This window comes from Streptomyces sp. 1331.2, from assembly GCF_900199205.1.
Lineage (GTDB): Bacteria > Actinomycetota > Actinomycetes > Streptomycetales > Streptomycetaceae > Kitasatospora.
In genome coordinates this window covers 6,391,855-6,409,083 of record NZ_OBMJ01000001.1, presented here as the reverse complement: position 1 = coordinate 6,409,083, position 17,229 = coordinate 6,391,855, and the positions used below count along the sequence as shown (strand labels likewise).

General features: G+C 72.9%; 16 protein-coding genes. 6 read left to right on the top strand and 10 right to left on the bottom strand.

Annotated features, from left to right (window positions below; translation table 11 throughout):
* Window positions 1–15: 15 nt before the first annotated feature.
* The gene (gene katG / locus CRP52_RS27930; RefSeq protein ID WP_097238914.1) at window positions 16–2,232 is read right to left on the bottom strand and encodes a catalase/peroxidase HPI; all 2,217 of its coding nucleotides are present in this window, start codon (window positions 2,230–2,232) and stop codon (window positions 16–18) included.
* Between the two features lie 213 nt (window positions 2,233–2,445).
* On the opposite strand from katG, the gene CRP52_RS27925 reads away from it, so the two are divergent.
* Entirely contained in the window at window positions 2,446–2,859 is a 414-nt protein-coding gene (locus CRP52_RS27925; RefSeq protein ID WP_097238913.1) for a Fur family transcriptional regulator, read from the top strand.
* Window positions 2,860–2,874: 15 nt separating this feature from the next.
* Here the strand turns inward: CRP52_RS27925 and CRP52_RS27920 are convergent, their stop codons facing one another.
* From CRP52_RS27920 to stsA, 6 genes are all read right to left on the bottom strand, one after another.
* Window positions 2,875–3,756 (bottom strand): ABC transporter permease, encoded by an 882-nt coding sequence (locus CRP52_RS27920; protein WP_257032886.1) that lies wholly within the window; start codon window positions 3,754–3,756, stop codon window positions 2,875–2,877.
* Window positions 3,746–4,690: an ABC transporter ATP-binding protein gene (locus tag CRP52_RS27915; RefSeq protein WP_097238912.1), complete on the bottom strand. Its 945-nt coding sequence runs from the start codon at window positions 4,688–4,690 to the stop codon at window positions 3,746–3,748. The genes CRP52_RS27920 and CRP52_RS27915 overlap by 11 nt, the downstream gene beginning before the upstream one ends.
* Window positions 4,687–5,634, bottom strand: a complete 948-nt coding sequence (locus CRP52_RS27910) for a S24/S26 family peptidase (protein WP_097238911.1) — start codon at window positions 5,632–5,634, stop codon at window positions 4,687–4,689. Before CRP52_RS27910 ends, CRP52_RS27915 begins: the two co-directional genes overlap by 4 nt.
* Entirely contained in the window at window positions 5,618–5,908 is a 291-nt protein-coding gene (locus CRP52_RS27905; protein WP_097238910.1) for a PqqD family protein, read from the bottom strand. Before CRP52_RS27905 ends, CRP52_RS27910 begins: the two co-directional genes overlap by 17 nt.
* Before the next feature lie 12 nt (window positions 5,909–5,920).
* Window positions 5,921–7,342 carry a StsB family radical SAM/SPASM domain sactipeptide maturase gene (gene stsB / locus CRP52_RS27900; RefSeq protein ID WP_097238909.1) on the bottom strand — a complete coding sequence of 474 codons (1,422 nt, stop codon included), beginning with the start codon at window positions 7,340–7,342 and terminating at the stop codon, window positions 5,921–5,923.
* A 199-nt stretch (window positions 7,343–7,541) separates the two neighbouring features.
* Window positions 7,542–7,661 (bottom strand): StsA family sactipeptide RiPP, encoded by a 120-nt coding sequence (gene stsA, locus CRP52_RS40900; RefSeq protein WP_373560528.1) that lies wholly within the window; start codon window positions 7,659–7,661, stop codon window positions 7,542–7,544.
* Window positions 7,662–7,957: 296 nt separating this feature from the next.
* On the opposite strand from stsA, the gene CRP52_RS27895 reads away from it, so the two are divergent.
* The 3 genes from CRP52_RS27895 to CRP52_RS27885 all read left to right on the top strand — a co-directional run bounded on the left by CRP52_RS27895 (window position 7,958) and on the right by CRP52_RS27885 (window position 10,371).
* On the top strand, window positions 7,958–8,389 hold the full coding sequence (locus CRP52_RS27895; protein WP_097238908.1) for a helix-turn-helix domain-containing protein: 432 nt from the start codon (window positions 7,958–7,960) through the stop codon (window positions 8,387–8,389).
* 357 nt (window positions 8,390–8,746) lie between these two features.
* Window positions 8,747–9,139 (top strand): hypothetical protein, encoded by a 393-nt coding sequence (locus tag CRP52_RS38525; protein WP_179852940.1) that lies wholly within the window; start codon window positions 8,747–8,749, stop codon window positions 9,137–9,139.
* Window positions 9,136–10,371, top strand: a complete 1,236-nt coding sequence (locus CRP52_RS27885) for an MAB_1171c family putative transporter (RefSeq protein WP_097238907.1) — start codon at window positions 9,136–9,138, stop codon at window positions 10,369–10,371. The genes CRP52_RS38525 and CRP52_RS27885 overlap by 4 nt, the downstream gene beginning before the upstream one ends.
* A 4-nt stretch (window positions 10,372–10,375) precedes the next feature.
* On the opposite strand, the gene CRP52_RS27880 is transcribed toward CRP52_RS27885, so the two are convergent.
* On the bottom strand, window positions 10,376–11,686 hold the full coding sequence (locus tag CRP52_RS27880; protein ID WP_257032885.1) for a cytochrome P450: 1,311 nt from the start codon (window positions 11,684–11,686) through the stop codon (window positions 10,376–10,378).
* Between the two features lie 88 nt (window positions 11,687–11,774).
* Between CRP52_RS27880 and CRP52_RS27875 the strand changes: the two genes are divergently transcribed.
* The gene (locus tag CRP52_RS27875; RefSeq protein WP_143685838.1) at window positions 11,775–14,597 is read left to right on the top strand and encodes a tetratricopeptide repeat protein; all 2,823 of its coding nucleotides are present in this window, start codon (window positions 11,775–11,777) and stop codon (window positions 14,595–14,597) included.
* 9 nt (window positions 14,598–14,606) lie between these two features.
* On the opposite strand, the gene CRP52_RS27870 is transcribed toward CRP52_RS27875, so the two are convergent.
* Both CRP52_RS27870 and CRP52_RS27865 read right to left on the bottom strand, forming a co-directional pair.
* Window positions 14,607–15,446, bottom strand: a complete 840-nt coding sequence (locus CRP52_RS27870; protein WP_097238904.1) for a helix-turn-helix transcriptional regulator — start codon at window positions 15,444–15,446, stop codon at window positions 14,607–14,609.
* Between the two features lie 82 nt (window positions 15,447–15,528).
* Window positions 15,529–16,308 carry an SDR family NAD(P)-dependent oxidoreductase gene (locus tag CRP52_RS27865; RefSeq protein WP_097238903.1) on the bottom strand — a complete coding sequence of 260 codons (780 nt, stop codon included), beginning with the start codon at window positions 16,306–16,308 and terminating at the stop codon, window positions 15,529–15,531.
* Between CRP52_RS27865 and CRP52_RS27860 the strand changes: the two genes are divergently transcribed.
* Window positions 16,193–17,164 (top strand): NADPH-dependent F420 reductase, encoded by a 972-nt coding sequence (locus CRP52_RS27860; protein ID WP_306458893.1) that lies wholly within the window; start codon window positions 16,193–16,195, stop codon window positions 17,162–17,164. The two genes, CRP52_RS27865 and CRP52_RS27860, sit on opposite strands and share 116 nt — an antisense overlap.
* Window positions 17,165–17,229: the final 65 nt, after the last annotated feature.

Here is a 17,229-nt window from a genome sequence, read left to right as displayed (position 1 = left end):
ACCAGCAGATACGGATCAGACCAGGTCGAAGCGGTCCGCGTTCATGACCTTGACCCAGGCCGCGACGAAGTCCGTCACGAACTTCTCCTTGGCGTCGTCGCTCGCGTACACCTCGGCGACGGCCCGCAGTTCGGCGTTGGAGCCGAAGACCAGGTCGGCCCGGGTGCCGGTCCAGGTGACCTTGCCGGCGGCGTCCCGCGCCTCGAAGGTGTGCGAGTCCTCCGAGGTGGGCGCCCAACGGGTGTCCAGGTCCAGCAGGTTGACGAAGAAGTCGTTCGTCAGCACGCCGGGGGTCGCGGTGAGCACGCCGTGCGTGGACCCGCCGTGGTTGGCGCCGAGCACGCGCAGGCCGCCGACCAGGACGGTCAGCTCGGGGGCGCTCAGGCCCAGCAGGTTCGCCTTGTCGAGCAGCAGGTACTCGGCCGGCAGCCGGTTGCCCTTGCCGACCCAGTTGCGGAAGCCGTCGGCCTTCGGCTCCAGCGCGGCGAAGGACTCGGTGTCGGTCTGCTCCTGCGAGGCGTCCACCCGGCCGGGCGCGAACGGCACCTCGACGGCGAGGCCGGCCGCCTTGGCCGCCTGCTCGACGCCGACGCCGCCGGCCAGCACCACGAGGTCGGCCAGCGAGACCTGCTTGCCACCGCCCTGCGCGTTGAAGTCCTTCTGCACGCCCTCCAGGGTGCGCAGCACCGAGGCGAGCCGGTCGGGCTCGTTGACCTCCCAGCCGATCTGCGGCTGCAGCCGGATGCGGCCGCCGTTGGCGCCGCCGCGCTTGTCGCTGGAGCGGAAGGAGGAGGCCGCCGCCCAGGCGGTGGAGACCAGTTCGGCCACCGACAGGCCGGTGGCGCTGATCCGCCGCTTGAGGTCGGCGACGTCGGCCGCCTCGACCTGCTGGTAGGAGGCCTGCGGCAGCGGGTCCTGCCAGAGAAGGTGCTCGCTCGGGACCTCGGGGCCGAGGTAGCGGACGACCGGGCCCATGTCGCGGTGGGTGAGCTTGTACCAGGCGCGGGCGAAGGCGTCCGCGAACTGGTCCGGGTTCTCCAGGAAGCGCCGGGAGATCGGCTCGTAGACCGGGTCGAACCGCAGCGACAGGTCGGTGGTCAGCATGATCGGGACGTGCCGCTTGCTCGGGTCGTGGGCGTCCGGGACGGTGCCCTCGCCGGCGCCGTCCTTCGGCTTCCACTGGTGGGCACCGGCCGGGCTCTTGGTGAGCTCCCACTCGTAGCCGAACAGGGTCTCGAAGAAGCTGTTGTCCCAGGTGACCGGGGTGGGCGTCCAGGCGCCCTCCAGGCCGCTGGTGATCGCGTCGACACCGACGCCGGTGCCGAAGGCGCTCTTCCAGCCGAGGCCCTGCTGCTCGATCGGGGCGGCCTCCGGGTCCGGGCCGACGTTGTCGGCCGGGCCGGCGCCGTGGGTCTTGCCGAACGTGTGGCCGCCGGCGATCAGCGCGACGGTCTCCTCGTCGTTCATCGCCATCCGGTAGAAGGTCTCGCGGATGTCGCGGGCGGCGGCGATCGGGTCCGGGTTGCCGTTGGGGCCCTCGGGGTTGACGTAGATGAGGCCCATCTGGACGGCGGCGAGCGGGTTCTCCAGCTCGCGGTCGCCGGTGTAGCGCTCGTCGCCGAGCCAGGTGGTCTCCGGGCCCCAGTAGACGTCCTCGTCGGGCTCCCACTCGTCGACCCGGCCGCCGCCGAACCCGAAGGTCCGGAAGCCCATGCCCTCCAGGGCGACGTTGCCGGCGAGGATCATCAGGTCGGCCCAGGAGAGGCTGCGGCCGTACTTCTTCTTCACCGGCCACAGCAGGCGGCGGGCCTTGTCCAGGCTGGCGTTGTCGGGCCAGCTGTTCAGCGGGGCGAAGCGCTGCTGGCCGCCGCCGGCGCCGCCGCGGCCGTCGCTGATCCGGTAGGTGCCGGCACTGTGCCAGGCCATCCGGATCATGAACGGGCCGTAGTTGCCGTAGTCGGCCGGCCACCAGTCCTGGGAGCTGGTGAGGACCTCCTGGATGTCCCGCTTGACGGCGGGGAGGTCGAGCGCGCTGAAGGCCGCCGCGTAGTCGAAGTCCGCACCGAGCGGATTGGCCACGGCGGGGTTCTTGGCAAGGATCTTCAGGTTGAGCCGTTCCGGCCACCACTGGCGGTTCCCGCCGCCCTGGGTGGGGTGCGGCGCACGCCCGTGGTTCACCGGGCAGCCCTCCGCCTTCGCCTCTACGCCAGTTGCATCGTGGATGTCAGACATGGGAATCCTTCCCTCACAAGGCGGATCACGGTGTCTTCTGTGCTACCTACGGCATGTCGTGCTGGTACCTAGGCTAGCGCCGGAGCCGATCCTACGATGGACCGAATCCAAGTCAAGAAAGACACCAAACCCATATCCGATCGGGATCCGGATACCTCAGGATGTGTATTGGTAAACTCCGGTCTTCCCCTTGACCTGAATAGGTGAACCGATATGAGTGACCTGCTGGAGCGGCTGCGCGGGCGCGGCTGGCGCCTCACGTCCCAGCGGCGTGTCGTGGCCGAGGTCCTGGACGGCGAGCACGTGCACCTGACCGCGGACGAGGTGCACGCCCGGGCGGCCGAGCGCCTCCCGGAGATCTCCCGGGCGACGGTCTACAACACCCTCGGCGAGCTGGTCACGCTCGGCGAGGTCATCGAGGTCTCCACCGACGGCCGCGCCAAGCGCTACGACCCCAACGCCCACCGCCCGCACCAGCACCTGATCTGCACCGGCTGCGGCGCCATCCGGGACGTCCACCCGCTCGGCAACCCGCTCGCCGACCTCCCGGCGGAGCAGCGCTTCGGATTCACCGTCTCGCAGGCCGAGGTCACCTACCGGGGGCTCTGCCCGCGCTGCGCGGGCTGACCGCGGGGGCCGGAGTCAGAGGCGGCGGGCCTGCCGCACCATCGAACGGGTGATCAGCGCACCGGTGGCCAGCGCGATGCCGGCCAGCACCAGCATCCACGGCCAGGCCGTCCCGAACCCGAACAGGGCCGCGTCCCGCAGGCAGCGGATGCCGTAGGTGACCGGGTCGGCCCAGGACAGCCAGCGCAGCAGCGGGGCCATCTGTTCCACCGGGTAGAACGACGGGGCGGCGAAGAGCAGGACGGGCGCCAGGACGTTGATGGTGACCGTGAACCGCTGGAAGTCCTTGAAGGCCGTCGCCAGCAGGAGGTAGAGACCGTTGAAGGCGACCGAGGCCAGCACGGTCGCCAGCAGCAGCGCCGCCCAGTGGTCGGCCGGCCAGCGGAAGGAGAACAGGACACCGGCCAGGGCCAGCGCCGCCAGGGTCTGGGCCAGGACGAGCACGGCTCCGGCCGTGAGTTTGGCCGTGATGTAGCTGCCGCGCCGCAGCGGGTACGACCACAGCTCGACGTCCATGTTCCCCATCCGCTCCTGGAACAGCGAGGCACCGGCCGTGGTCGCCGCGGCCAGCATCGAGGAGAGCAGCAGGGCCGGGACGGTGAACTCGGCGTAGCCGAAGGGCCGCCCCTGGTACCGGACGTCGCCGATCAGCCGCGACAGCGAGGTGGCGAACAGCAGCAGGTAGACGGCGCTGGGGGTGATGGCGAGGAGCAGGTTGGTCCGGTTGCGGGTGAGCAGGCAGTACTCCCGGTAGAGCACCGCGAGGACGTCGTGCTGCCAGGTCCTCCGCCCCGCCTCGGCCTGCCGTGCTACGGCGGTGGCGGGAGCGTCCTTGGTGGTCGCAGCAGCGTCAGGGGTCTCGGCGGTCTCGGCGGTCTCAGGGATCTCAACGGTCACGGCGGTTCTCCACGAGCTCCAGGAAGGCGTCTTCCAGCGACGGTGTGCGGAACTCCACCGGGGCGCTCCGGCCCTCCGGCGAACCGAGCCGGGCCATGACACCCGGCAGCAGGTCGCGGACCCCGCGCCCGGTGATCCGCACCGCGCCGTCCGCGGCGACGGCCCTGAGTCCGGCCTGTTCGGCCAGGCCGGCCAGGCGCGCCGAGTCCTCCGGATCGACGGGCCGCACCAGGGCCGTCTGGTGGCCGAAGCGCTCGGCGAGGTCCGCCGGTGAGCCGTGCTCCAGCAGTCGGCCACGGTCGACGATCAGCACCCGGGCGCAGTTGCGCTCCAGTTCCTCGACGTAGTGGCTGGTCCACAGCACGGTCGTGCCGTCCTGCTCCCGCAGTTCGCGCAGCAGTTCCCAGATCCGGCGGCGGCCGCTGACGTCCAGTCCGGCGGAGGGTTCGTCGAGCAGCAGCAGCCGGGGGCGGCCGAGCAGGGCCCGGACGACCTGGAGCCGGCGCTTCTCTCCGCCGGAGAGGGTGAAGACCAGCTGGGAGAGCGCGTCCTTGAGGCCGAGGGCGTCGAGCAGTTCGTAGCAGGCCGGTCGGGCGTTGCGCCAGCGAACGCCCTTGAGGACGGCGGCGATCCGCAGGTTGTCCAGGACGGTCAGCATCATGTCGAAGGGCGCGGACTGGTGGACGACCCCGATGTCGAGCTTGGCCCGCCCGCCGTGCGCCGAGGGCCCGGCACCGAACACGGTGATCCGGCCCCCGGTGGGGACGGCGGCGCCGCAGAGCAGCTTGGTGAGCGTGGTCTTCCCCGCGCCGTTCGGTCCGAGGAGTCCGACGACCTCCCCCGGTTCGATGCTGAAGGAGAGTCCGTCGACGGCGTTGCGCTGCATGCCCTCGTACCGCTTGACGAGGTTCTCGGCGTGTACGGCGGCGGTCATCGGGGGCACCCTCCGTGGGTGTCGGTCAGCGGGGTGGCGGCGGCCAGCGCGGCAGCGGCGGTCCGGGCGGCCGAGGCCAGCGCGGCGGCGACCGGCGGGGCGGCGACCGGCGGCGTGGTCGCGGCCGGCCGGGCGACGGCAGGCGGGGCGACGGCAGGCGGGGTGGGCCGCAGGGCGCGGACGCGGTCGGCCGCGAAGTCCAGCGTGGCGGCCAGGCCGGGCGGGTCGAGCGGGCTGCCGAAGCGGACGTGCAGGTCGGCGCTGTCGGGCGGCAGCAGCGGCCGTCCGCCGTCGGCCGCCTGCGGGTAGCCGAAGGAGTACCCCACCAGGAGGGTGAGGTCGCGCCCTCCGGCGGCGCGCAGCACGGTGTCCAGCGCCTCGGGCGGCAGGGCGCCGAACGGGGAGATCCCGATCACCGGCCCGGCGAGGCACCCGGGGCGCTCGGGGCGCTCGGGGCGCTCGCACTGTCGGACGTCCAGGCCCGTCGACCGGTGTCCGGCCACCGGGCCGGGGACCAACAGCCGGGTACGGCCCGGGCCGTCGTCGTGCTGGTGGTCGCGGTGGTGGTCGCGCGGAGGCGGCCCGAGCGCCGAGAGGTCGGGCTGCCGCGGCGGCACCGCGGCGCGGTACTCGGGCACCACGCCCAGGTAGCCGTCCGGCCCCACCACGGGGTCGAGCAGCGGAAGGTTGTCGCCCGCGGTCAGCAGGACGTCCGGGGCGGTCGCCACCACCCGGTGCACGATGATCCGTGCGCCGACGGCGGCGGCGACCACGTCGCCCGGGACGACCCGGGGCAGCGGCAGGGCTTCCACGGTGACGACCGTCCCCGGCACGATGGCCGGCAGCATGCTCTCGCCGCGGGTCCGCAGTCTCGCCCTCCCGGCGGCGGCGAGCACGGCGCGCAGCACGATCGCCTCCGACGGTCCCTCAGGCGTGTGCCGCACCGGACTCCTCCTGGACCAGCCCCTCCGCGACCAGCCGGCCCACGAACTCCTGGATGTCACGGGTGATCAGTGCCTGCTGCGCGGGGCTGGTGGCGCCGTACCGCCGGATGAGTTCGGCGGTGGCATCCTCCGCCGAGCGGTCCTCGGAGAGCAGGATCCAGATCTCGGCGGCAGTGCTGTTGAGGGTCTGGAACTCGCCGATCCGGGCGGAGTAGAGCCGCACTTCGCCGTCGGAGGGGGTCCACACGACCTCGGGGTCGATCCGGTAACGCATCGGTCGGTCCTCTCAGTTGGCGAGCGGCAGCAGGCGGCGCTCTGCGGTCTTCCAGTCGTCGTGCACGGGGTGGACGGAGTCGTCCAGGACCAGCCGGGGGGTCATCATCGTTTCCTGCTCGGCCTTCAGCCGTGCTCCGGGGACGCCGGTGGACTCCCAGATGCTGGCGATCATGGACCGGCGCAGGATCCGGCAGAGGTGGCGGCCGTTGCGGTGGATGTCCCCGGTCTCCGCCATGTGGTACGCGCGGCAGCCGCCGCCGCAGGCGCCCCGGATGTAGCAGCGGCGGCAGTCCTGGAGGTTCTCGCCCGCGTAGACGCTGTTGCGCCGCAGGTCGGCGAGGACGGGCGCCGCGAAGATCTCCGCGAGCGGCTTGCGGCGGACGTTGCCGGCCAGGTGCTGCTTCTCGGTGACGAGCTTGCAGGGGTACACGTTGCCCAGCGAGTTGATGTAGATCTCGTTGCCGCCCATGCCGCAGTTGCCCCTGATCGAGCAGGGCTTGCTCGCCTTCGGGCCCTCCGGCAGCAGGTTCTTGGTGAGCGGGTTGGTCCACATGAAGTCGAGGATCTTCTGGTACTCGCCCCAGCCGAAGTCGTAGCCGTCGGTCGCGGCCCGGCCGAGGTCGGAGTGGTTCATCAGCCGTACCCGGGCGATGTCGAGGCCGCCGACGAACTCGGCGAGCCGGTCGAGCAGGTCGACGTTCTCCGGGGTGACCACGTGGTTGATCACCGGCACGACACCGGCTTCGTTCAGCAGCCGCAGTCCGTTGGCGGTGCGGGCGAACGTGCCCTTCCCGCGGGTGCGTTCGTGCATCTCCGCGGTGCCGCCGTCGACGCTGACGGTGACCAGGTTGAAGAGCTCGGCGATCTGCCGGGCGGTCTCCGGGCGGCGGATGACCGTCCCGTTGGTGATCATGTTGACGGCCAGCCCGCGGTCCCGCGCGTGGCGGGCGATCTGGAACAGGTCCTTGCGCAGCATCGGCTCGCCGCCGGTGAAGATCAGGTGCCCGACCTTCATGTCGGCGATCTGGTCGACCAGATCGAGCGACTCGGCGGTGTCGAGCTCCCCGGGCAGCGCCTTCTCGGAGGAGGCGTAGCAGTAGGGGCAGCGCAGGTTGCAGCCGTCCGTGATGGCGTAGTACACGGTGGTCAGCGGCGGCTCGGGCTCGCGGATCGCGGGCCGTCTGCCGGGGAGGTAGACCAGCCAGTTGAGCACCAGCTTGGCCAGGGCCCGTTCCGCCGCGTCGGTGTCCTCGGTGGCCGGCGCGGGCCGGGGCCGGCGGCGGGCCAGCGCCTGGAGCACCCGGGTCTCCAGCTCGGAGAGGATGCACCAGGCCGCCAGCTCGGGGTTGGTGACCAACCGGTCCCCGTCGTTCGCGAAGTACACCAGGTCGTCGGGGACGAGGAGGTCGTCCCACAGGTCCAGCAGCTTCATCCTTGACCTCGCCAGTGAGTGAGGGGTGGTGCCCGAGCAGGAGCCCCGGGCACCACCTGGTGTTCTGATGGCGGAGCAGCCGGCGGCGGACCCCGGCGTTCAGGCCTCGGCCGGCTGCGGACCCCGGCGTTCAGGCCTCGGCCGGTGGCGGACCCCGGCGTTCAGGCCTCGGCCGGTGGCGGACCCGGCCGGCCGGCGGTCAGGAGTCGGACTGGCCGCTGCCGGAACCGGCCAGGGCGCCGCAGGCGCAGGCGCAGCCCATCTCCGCGTCGAAGTCGACCGGGGCGATCTCCGGCTTGATCCAGGCGCTCTCGTGCATGGTGCTTCCCTTCTGTCGGTGGAACGCGGACACAACCGGGACGAAGGACGGGGGGTCATTCATCTCAGCTGATGCGGAGGAATCTATCTCAACTGAAATGCATGTCAATGGAATGCGCGGAACGCCCAGGCCGCGCGAGGACACCCCGCGGGCGTCGCCGTGGTCATCGCCGTGGTCATCGCCGTGGACGTCGCCGTGGACGTCGCCGAAGCTTCCGGGCCGGACCGGGCCCGCCGTCACCGCCCCGTCCGGCGCACTACGATGGCCGTCCACGACATTCCGACCGAGGAGGCGCAGTGGCACCCGAGCCGGGCGCACCCGCACCGACGCTCGCCGAACGGATCGACCGGCTGTTCCAGACCATCCGCCGGCCCAGCCACGAGCCGTACAGCAACGAAGAGGTCGCGCGGGCCTGCCGGGAGGCCAGCGGGGAGAGCTTTTCGGCCACCTACCTGTGGCAGCTGCGCACCGGGCGGCGGGACAACCCGACCAAGCGTCATCTCGAAGCGCTGGCACAGTTCTTCCAGGTCCCGCCCGCGTACTTCTTCGACGACGGGCTGAGCGAGCAGATCGCGGAGGAGCTGGCGCTGCTCGGCGCGCTCCGCGACGCCGGGGTGCGCGAGGTCGCGCTGCGGGCCGTCACGCTGTCGCCCGAAGGGCTCGGCACGATCAGCGACATGATCGAGGCGATCGCACGCAGAGAGGCCAGATCCCAGCGTTCTGACTGATTCCGCCGGCGTGCCGCGCCCCTCTACGATCTAGCGATCAACAGCGGACCGGACGGCGGATCCGGCGGACGAGGGGGCAGCGCTCGTGGTTGTTGGCTGGCAGCGCACGGTCGGTGGCCGACAGCAGCGGGAGCTGTGGCGGCGATGTCGCAGCATCGCGGCCACCCTGCCCGTCCGGGAGACCTTCGACCCGGACGCCCTCGCGGCCGACCTGTCGGCCCGGCTCGGACGGCCGGTGGAACTCCTGCCGCTGGCCTGGCCCCCCACCTCCGGGCCCTGCGGGCTGCTGGTGAGCACCGACCGGGCGGACTACATCGGCTACCCCCGCGACACCACCCCCTGCACCAGCGGCACATCGTGCTGCACGAGGTCGGGCACCTGCTCTGCGGCCACCGCGGCGGGCCGGACGGGCTCGCCGGGGCGACCGCCGAAACCCTGCTGCCGAGCCTGTCGGGCGAGCTGATCAGACGGGTGCTCGGCAGGACGGGGTACACCGAGACCGAGGAACGCGAGGCAGAACTGTTCGCGTCCCTGGTGCTCCACCGGGCGGCCCGGCAGGAGCGGGCACCCTCGGCCGCCGCCGGTGGTCCGGAGGCCTCGGAGACCGCCGCCCGGCTCGGTTCCGTCTTCGGCGCCACCGCAGCGGGGAACGCTCCGGCGGCAGGGAACGCCCCCGCGGCCGGGAGCTCCGTGGCAGACCGTGCGGCACCGACAAGACCCGTGGCCGCCCCCGGGCGCGGCCCCCGGTGACCGAGCTCGTGGCCTACCTGGCCGGCGCGGTCGCCCTCCTCAGCGCGGGCCACCGGATCCGGCTGATCTGGGGACACCGGGCGGATGCCGGGGCCCGGTACCTGATCGGCCTCGGACTCAGCGTCGGCCTGTCCCTGGTCCTCCTCTCGCGCTCGGCCTCCCAGGCGGTCCGGCCGCCGCTGACCGACCTGCTCCCCCTGCTCGGCGGAGAGGCGAAGCTCGCCGCCGCGTACTTCCTCGCCCTCATGGCGCACTCGGTGCGGCCGGGAGACCGGGCCCGGCAGTGGGCGCGCCGCCAGAGCGCCCTCTCGCTCACGGTGATGGTGACCGCCGCGGCGGCGTACCTGGCGGCCGGAGTACGGGCCGGCGACGGCGAGTTCACCGTGTCCGACAGCGGACGGGCCGCGCTCACCGTCTACAACGCCCTCTTCACCGCGCACAGCCTCGCCTGCGTGGGCCTGTTCACGGTGGTCGTCCACCGGTCCGCCCGGCACGTCGGGCCCGGCCTGCTCAGGACCGGCCTGCGGGTGGTCGTGGCGGGCGGCGTCTCGGCCTTCGTGTGGTCGGCACTCGGCCTGTTCCCGCTGGTCGTCGCACTCAGGACCGGCCACCGGGCGACCGCCGAGGCGTCCTGGTCGGTTCCCTTCGCCCTGCTCTCGTCCGCGCTCGGCATCGGCGGCGCCACCCTGCCCGGCTGGGGCGCCCGGCTCGCCGGGCCCGCGCGGCGGCTGCGCGCCTGGCGCAGCTACCGCAGGATCGGACCGCTCTGGTCGGCCCTGCACGCCGCCCACCCGCAGATCGCGCTCGACGCCGGCACACCCGGCGGGATGCTCTCCGTCCCGCTGCGCAACGCCGAGTTCGCGCTCTACCGCCGGGTCATCGAGATCCACGACGGCCGGCTCGCGCTGCGGGCGCACGTCCACCCGCAGGTGCCGGACTGGGCCGCCGCGGCCTGCGCGGGCCTGCCGGCCGGCCCCCCGCGGGCCGCGACCGTCGAGGCCGCCGTCATCGCCGCAGCCATCGAGGCCGCCGCGGCCGGCCGCCGCTTCCGGGTTCCCGCCGTCAGCCCCGCCCCGCACCCGGACCCGTGCGACCTGGCGGCCGAGGTCGGCTGGCTGACCGACGTCTCGGACGCCTTCGCCCGCTCCGCCGCCGTCGAACGGATCCGCCGCCGGGTCCGTACGGACCTCTGCGGGAACCTGCCCGCCGGGGATGCCGCGCCCGCGGATTGACGGGTCAGCTGCGCGGCCGCCAGCGGACGTGCAGGTGCTTGAGGCCGTTCTGGAAGTTCGACACCAGGCGGTCGGGCGCCGCGCCGGGAACCAGGGCCAGCCCCGGCAGTTCGGCGAGGACCCGGCGGAGCATCGCCGTCATCTGCAGGCGCGCCAGCTGGGCGCCGACGCAGAAGTGCGGGCCGAAGCCGAAGCTGACGTGGTCGTTCGGGGTCCGCGTCACGTCGAAACGGTCCGGGTCCGGGAACACGGTCTCGTCCCGATTGGCGGAGGCGTGGTAGACCACCACCTTCTCCCCCCGGCGGATCAGCCGGCCGCCCAACTCCACGTCCTGGGCGGCGGTCCGCCGGAAGTCCACCACGGGCGGCCAGTAGCGCAACATCTCCTCCACCGCCGAAGGCACCAACTCCGGCCGCTCGCACAGCAGTCGGTACTGCTCGGGATGGCTGAGCAGCGCAAGCACGCCGCCCGGCAGGGCGTTGCGCACCGTCTCGTTGCCGGCGACCGCGAAGAGGAAGAACATCGTCTCGAACTCCGCGGTGTCCAGGCCGCCCTCCCGCATCCGGGCCAACATGCTGCCGGGGCGCGGCCGTTCGGCGAGCGCGTGGGCGTAGGCGAACATGTCGGCGAGGGCGGCCCGCGAGCGCGGATTCACCGGACGGCCGTCCGCGGTGGTCCGGGCGGTGGGTCGGTGGGCGAGCGCCGCCCGGCCGATGTCGCTGAGGCCGGCCGGGCCGGCTGTGCCGGAGTGGGCGTAGTCGGCGTCCTGGTAGCCGATCACCCGGTTCGCCCAGTCCTGCAGCAACTGCCGGTCCTGCTCCGGCACTCCCATGATCCAGGCCAGCGTCCGCACCGGCAGATCCGCGACCAGCCCGACGAAGTCCGCCTCCCCCCGCGCCCGTACCTCCCGGACCGCGTCCGCGGCATGCCGCTCGATGCCCGCCGCCAACTCCCCCAGCGCACGCGGCGTGAACGCCCCCGCGACGATCCGGCGCAGCCGCGAGTGGTCCGGCGGATCCTGGTTGAGCATCATCGCCCGCGCGAACTCCAGGTCCGCGGCCGAATCCGGATCCCGGATCTGCGTCGCCCCCGACTGCGAGGAGAACACGGCCGGATTGCGCAGTACGTGCTTCACATCACCGTGCCACAACACCGCCCAATAGCCGGGCCCGGACGGCCACTCCCCCACCGCCGGCTCCTCCACCCACCACACCGGCGCCGTCGCCCGTAACTCCCGGAAGATCCCGTACGGGACGCCGCCGGCATAGGTGGCCGGCAGGAAGATCTGGTTCACGTAGGCCTGGTCGAGGGTCACGTGGAGGGACGCTACGGCAGAGCCTCCGAGTTGTCCGGCGGTTCCATAATGGAGGCCATTCGACACGCCGGGTGGTGGGGGCGCACAGGTGCAGGAACAGCAGGGCCGGCTGGTCAGGAACGGCATCGACAACAGTACGGTCAACGGCAACACCTTCCAGGCGGGCGAGATGACCGTCAACCTGCCGCCGGCTCCGGCCGGTACGCAGTGGCCGGTGGTGGTCGGGCGGATCCCGCCCAGGGCGAGCGCCTTCCAGCCGCGCGCGGAACTGCGGCAGGCGATCGACGCGGCCCGGGAGCAGTACGGCACGGTCGTGCTCAGCCAGGTGCTGGCGGGCGGCGGAGGCGTCGGGAAGTCCCAGCTGGCCGCCCACTACGCACGGGAAGCCCTCGCTGCGGGGACCGAGTTGGTGGCGTGGGTGAACGCCGCCGAGCCCGCCGCCGTCACCGACGCCTACGCGAGGGCCGCCGCGCTGGTGCGGGTGCCGGGGGCGAGCGGCGCAGTCGCGGACGTCGAACGGGACGCGGAGCGGTTCCTGGACTGGCTCGCGGCCACCGGGCGGTCCTGGCTGATCGTCCTCGACAACACCACCGACGCGACCCCCGAGGACCTGTGGCCGACCGCCTCCCAGAGCGGCCGCGGGCGGGTCATCGCCACCACCCGGCACCGGGGCGCCGCGAGCACCGGCAGCGACCGGGCCCTGGTGGACGTCAGCACGTACTCCCCCGCCGAGTCCGCCGCCTACCTGCGGGAGCGGATGGACCGCGCCGGCTGCGCCCACCTCCTCGACGAGCACGCCGTCGAACTCGCCGACGCCCTCGGCCGTCTCCCGCTGGCGCTGGCCCACGCCGCCGCCTACATGATCAACACGCGGCGCAGCAGCGGCCGTTACCTCGAACTCCTCCGCAACCGCAGTCGCACGCTCGATCAGGTGCTGCCCGCACGATCCGGCGCCGACGGCTACCGGGGCCCGGTGGCGACGGCCCTGCTGCTCTCGGTGGACGCCGCTCAGCAGGAGGATCCGGTCGGGCTCGCCCTGCCCGCCCTGCGGCTCGTCGCGCTGCTCGACCCGGCGGGCCACCCGCAGGACCTCTGGGCGACCGAGTCCGTACTGGGCCGGCTCAGCGCCGCGGCCGGCACACCGGTCGAGGCGGACGATGCCCGGGACGCCCTCGCCGTCCTGCACGCGTACAACCTGGTCACCCTGACCGAGGCCCCGCACCGGGAGGTGACCGTCCACGCCCTCACCGCCCGGGCCGCGCGCGACGCCACGCCCGAGGACGAGCGCCCGCACCGGACGGCCGCCGACGCCCTGATCGAGCTGTGGCCCGAGGAGGAGCACACCGACCGGGAGCTCGCGGCCGTACTCCGCGGCAACGGTGCCGTGCTGGCCGAACACGCGGGGGACGAACTGCTGGACCCTGCCGGCGGATCCCACCCCCTGCTCCACCAGCTCGGCATCAGCTTCCTCGCGGCGGGTCTCCACACGGCCGCCCTCCGGCACTGGGAGCAGTTGGCCTCCTGCTGCGAGCGCGTCGCCGGCGCCCACCACCGCGACACCCTCGCCGCCCGCAACAGCCTCGCGGCCGGCTACCACTCCGAAGGTCGCTACAACGAGGCCCTCGGCCTCCTGGAAGTCGTCGTCGCCGATCACGAACGCGTCCTCGGCTCCGACCACCCCACCACGCTGCTGCCCCGGGCCAACCTCGCTGCCTGTTACCGGGAAACGGGACGCACGGCAGAGGCCATCTCCCTCGGCGAGCGTGTGCTCGCCGACTTCGAACGTCTCCTCGGCCCGGACAGCCGCAATGCCCTCACCACCTGCGCCAACCTGGCCGGGGCCTACCAGGAGGCCGGACGCACCGAGGAGGCCATCCGGCTGCGTGAACGCGTGCTCGCCGCCCGCGAGCGCCTGCTGGCACCGGACCACCCCGACACGCTGCTCGCCCGCTCCGAACTGGCCATCTCCTACTCCAAGGGCGGGCTCGTCAACAAGGTGATCGACATCGAGGAGAAGGTCCTTGCCGACACCGAGCGCACCCTCGGCAGCGACCACCCGCGGACCCTCACGGCCCGTGCCAACCTCGCCGCCTCCTACACCGAGGTGGGGCGCACCGGGGAGGCCATCTCCCTGTTGGAACTGCTCGACACGGATGCCGAACGCATCCTCGGCCCGGACCACCCCAAGAGTGTCAACATCCGTGCCCAACTCGCCATCGCCTACCTGGATGCCGCCCGTACCCGTGAGGCCATCGAACTGAACAAGCGCGTCCTCGCCGACCGCACCCGCCTCCTCGGCCCGGACCACCCCGACACCCTGACCGTCCGGTCCCACCTCGCGAACTGCTACTGGTACGCGGGGCGCACCGCCGCAGCCACGCAGCTCCACGAGCGCGTCCTCGCCGACCGCGAACGCATCCTCGGCCCCGACCACCCCGACACCCACACCGCTCGCTCGAACATCGCCGGCTGCTACCGGGTGACGGGCCGGGTCCACGAAGCCGTCGCCATCGAGGAGCAGACGCTCGCCGACCGTCTGCGCCTGTTGGGCCCGCACCACCAGGACACCGTCGTCACCCGGATCAACCTCTCCGCCGGTTACCGCGACACCGGGCGGCTCAACGAGGCGATCACGGTCCTGGAGCAGGTCGGGACCAAGACCGAGCGCCGCCTCGGTCGTGATCACCCGTACCTCGTGATGGCCCGGGGTTGTCTCGCCACCCTGTACCGGATCGCCGGGCGGCGGGCGGATGCGCAGCGTCTGATGCGGGCGGCCCTGGCCGACCACGTGCGCGTCTTCGGGCCCGACCATCCGACCACGGTCGCCCTCCGGGAGACCTCCGTGCGGTTGGCGATCGAGCCGGGGGCGCCGGCCCCGTCGCAGCGGCCTCAGCAGCGCGGGCGCCGCTGAGGCCGGTGGTCAGCGCGAGGCGGACCAGGACAGCAGCAGGCGGAGGGCGTCGTCGGAGGGGGTTCCGGGGTCTGCGGTGTAGGTGATGAGGGCTTGGCCGGGGTCGTCGGCGGGGCGGAGGGTGTCGTAGGCGAGGTCGATGGGGCCGGCCAGGGGGTGGTGGAAGAGTTTGCGTCCCGAGGTCTTGTCGGCGACCGGGTGTTCGGCCCAGAAGTGCTGGAACTCCGGGCTGGTGATGCAGAGTTGGCCGACGAGTTCGGCGAGCAGGGGGTCGTCGGGGCGGCGGCCCGCCTCCAGGTGGAGGAAGGCGACGTTCTCGCGTGCGCAGTCGGCCCAGTCACCGTAGAGGTCGCGTGAGGCGGGGTCGAGGAAGGTGATGCGGGCGATGTTGCGTTCTTCGAGGGGCAGGGCGCCGTAGTCGCCGAACAGGGCGGTGGCGGCGCGGTTCCAGGCGAGGATGTCCATGCGGTGGCCCATCACCACGGCCGGGGTGTGGTCGAGTCGGTCGAGCAGGCGCAGCAGGGAGGGACGGGGCTGCTGGCGGGTGGTGGGGCGGCGGCGGGGGCGGTCTGCGGGGCGGGCGAGGCGGTGGAGGTGGCCGGATTCGTCGGGGGCGAGGCGCAGGGCGCGGGCGACGGCGTCGAGGACGGTTTCGGAGGGGTTGCCGACGCGGCCCTGTTCGAGGCGGGTGTAGTAGTCGACGCTGACGCCGGCGAGGTGGGCGAGTTCCTCGCGGCGCAGGCCGGCCACGCGGCGGCGGCCGCCGTAGTCGGGGAGGTCGACGTCCTCGGGCTGCAGCCGGGCTCGGCGGGTGCGGAGGAATTCGCTCAGGGCGCTGCTCGGGTTCACGGAGGGGATTCTCACCCGAAGGGGTGTGTTCGTGCCTGGTCCTGGCAGGACCAGGCACGAGTGCACGGGGAGGTGTGGAGGTTCAGCCGGTGAGGGAGGGGAAGGCCGGGACGAGCCCGCCGTCGATGGCGAGGTCCTGTCCGGTGATGTAGGCGGCCCGCTCGGAGAGCAGGAAGGCCACGGTCTCGGCGACGTCCTGCGCCGTGCCGAGGCGGCCGAGCGGGACGCCGGCGCGGATCGGTTCGTGGTCGGCCGGGTCCGGGATGGCGGCGTGGAACATCTCGGTGACGATGTAGCCGGGGCTGACGGAGTTGACCCGGATGCCGCGCCCGGCGAGTTCGGCGCCGAGGGTGCGGGCGAGGCTGAGGACGGCCGCCTTGGTGGCCGCGTAGACGGCGGCGCCGGGCAGGCCCCGGTGCGGGGTCCAGGAGGCGTTGAGGACGACGGATCCGCCGCCGGCGGCGTCCAGCAGGGGCAGGGTGTGCCGGACGGTGAAGAGGACGCCCTTGAGGTTGACGCCCACGGTCCGGTCGAACTCGGCCTCGGTGACCGCCTCCAGCGGCTGGAAGCTCGCCACGCCGGCGTTGGCGAAGACGCCGTCGAGTTTGCCGTACCGCTCGCGCACGGTTTCGGCGAGGCGGACGAGGTCGGCGGGGAGGGCGGCGTCGGCGCGGACGGTGAGCAGTCGGTCGCCGGCGTCGAGCTGCCGGGCGGCGTGGGCAAGGCGGGTGTCGTCGCGGCCGGTGATGACGACCCGGGTGCCGGCGGCGAGGAGGCAGTGGGCGGTGGCGAGGCCCATGCCGCTGGTGCCGCCGGTGATGAGGACGGTGCGGTCGGAGGAGGGCGCGTGGTGCGTGTTCATGCGCCCCACCTTCGCGGCGCGCGCCGGGGCGGTACCAGGCCTGCCTCGACCCTGGGTCCGGGAGGACCATCCTGCGTTCGGGAGGACCGCCCTGCGGCGGGAATCGATGCGCTCCGGGTGTGGTTGGGCCAAGGCGACGAGCCATTTGGCGACGAGCCATTTGCAGCAGCACTCGCAGACGAGGGGCTTTCACATGAAGATCGGCATCATCGGCGCGGGCAACATCGGCGGCAACCTGACCCGCCGGCTGACGGCGCTGGGGCACGAGGTCTCGGTGGCCAACTCGCGTGGCCCGGAGACGCTCAAGGCCCTGGTGGAGGAGACCGGCGCGAAGGCGGTGACGGTCTCCGAGGCGGCGCGCGGCGCGCAGGTCGTGGTGGTGACCGTCCCGCTGAAGAACGTGCCGGACCTGCCCGCCGGGCTGTTCGACGAGGCCGCGGAGGGCGTGGCCGTGATCGACACCGGCAACTACTACCCGAAGGAGCGGGACGGGCGGATCGACGCGATCGAGGACGGCGGCCTCACCGAGAGCCGCTGGACGGAGCAGCACCTCGGGCACCCGGTGGTGAAGGTGTTCAACGGCACCTACGCGCAGGACCTGTTGGACCGCCCGCTGCCGGCGGGAGACCCGGCGCGGCTCGCCGTGCCGGTGGCGGGGGACGACGAGGCGGCCAAGCGGGTGGTGCGGGCGCTGGTGGACGAGTTGGGCTTCGACACGGTGGACGCGGGCGGGATCGACGAGTCCTGGCGCCAGCAGCCGGCCACCCCGGTGTACGGGCTGCGCGCCGGGGTGGCGGCCGTGACCCGGGCGCTCGCGGAGGCGTCCCCGGAGCGCCCGGAGGCCCATCGGGCGTGATCAGCGGACTTCGAGCCGGATTCCGAGCCGGATTCCGAGCAGCGTGGCCGGCGGATGCCGAGCGG

Bases quoted from the DNA above. Each gene is read 5' to 3' on its own strand.
- CRP52_RS27905 (WP_097238910.1), bottom strand. From the start codon at position 5,908: ATGCGTTACCGGATCGACCCCGAGGTCGTGTGGACCCCCTCCGACGGC.
- CRP52_RS27915 (WP_097238912.1), bottom strand. From the start codon at position 4,690: ATGACCGCCGCCGTACACGCCGAGAACCTCGTCAAGCGGTACGAGGGC.
- CRP52_RS27860 (WP_306458893.1), top strand. From the start codon at position 16,193: ATGACGACCCGGGTGCCGGCGGCGAGGAGGCAGTGGGCGGTGGCGAGG.
- katG (WP_097238914.1), bottom strand. From the start codon at position 2,232: ATGTCTGACATCCACGATGCAACTGGCGTAGAGGCGAAGGCGGAGGGC.
- stsA (WP_373560528.1), bottom strand. From the start codon at position 7,661: ATGCACGAGAGCGCCTGGATCAAGCCGGAGATCGCCCCGGTCGACTTC.
- stsB (WP_097238909.1), bottom strand. From the start codon at position 7,342: ATGAAGCTGCTGGACCTGTGGGACGACCTCCTCGTCCCCGACGACCTG.
- CRP52_RS27865 (WP_097238903.1), bottom strand. From the start codon at position 16,308: ATGAACACGCACCACGCGCCCTCCTCCGACCGCACCGTCCTCATCACC.
- CRP52_RS27925 (WP_097238913.1), top strand. From the start codon at position 2,446: ATGAGTGACCTGCTGGAGCGGCTGCGCGGGCGCGGCTGGCGCCTCACG.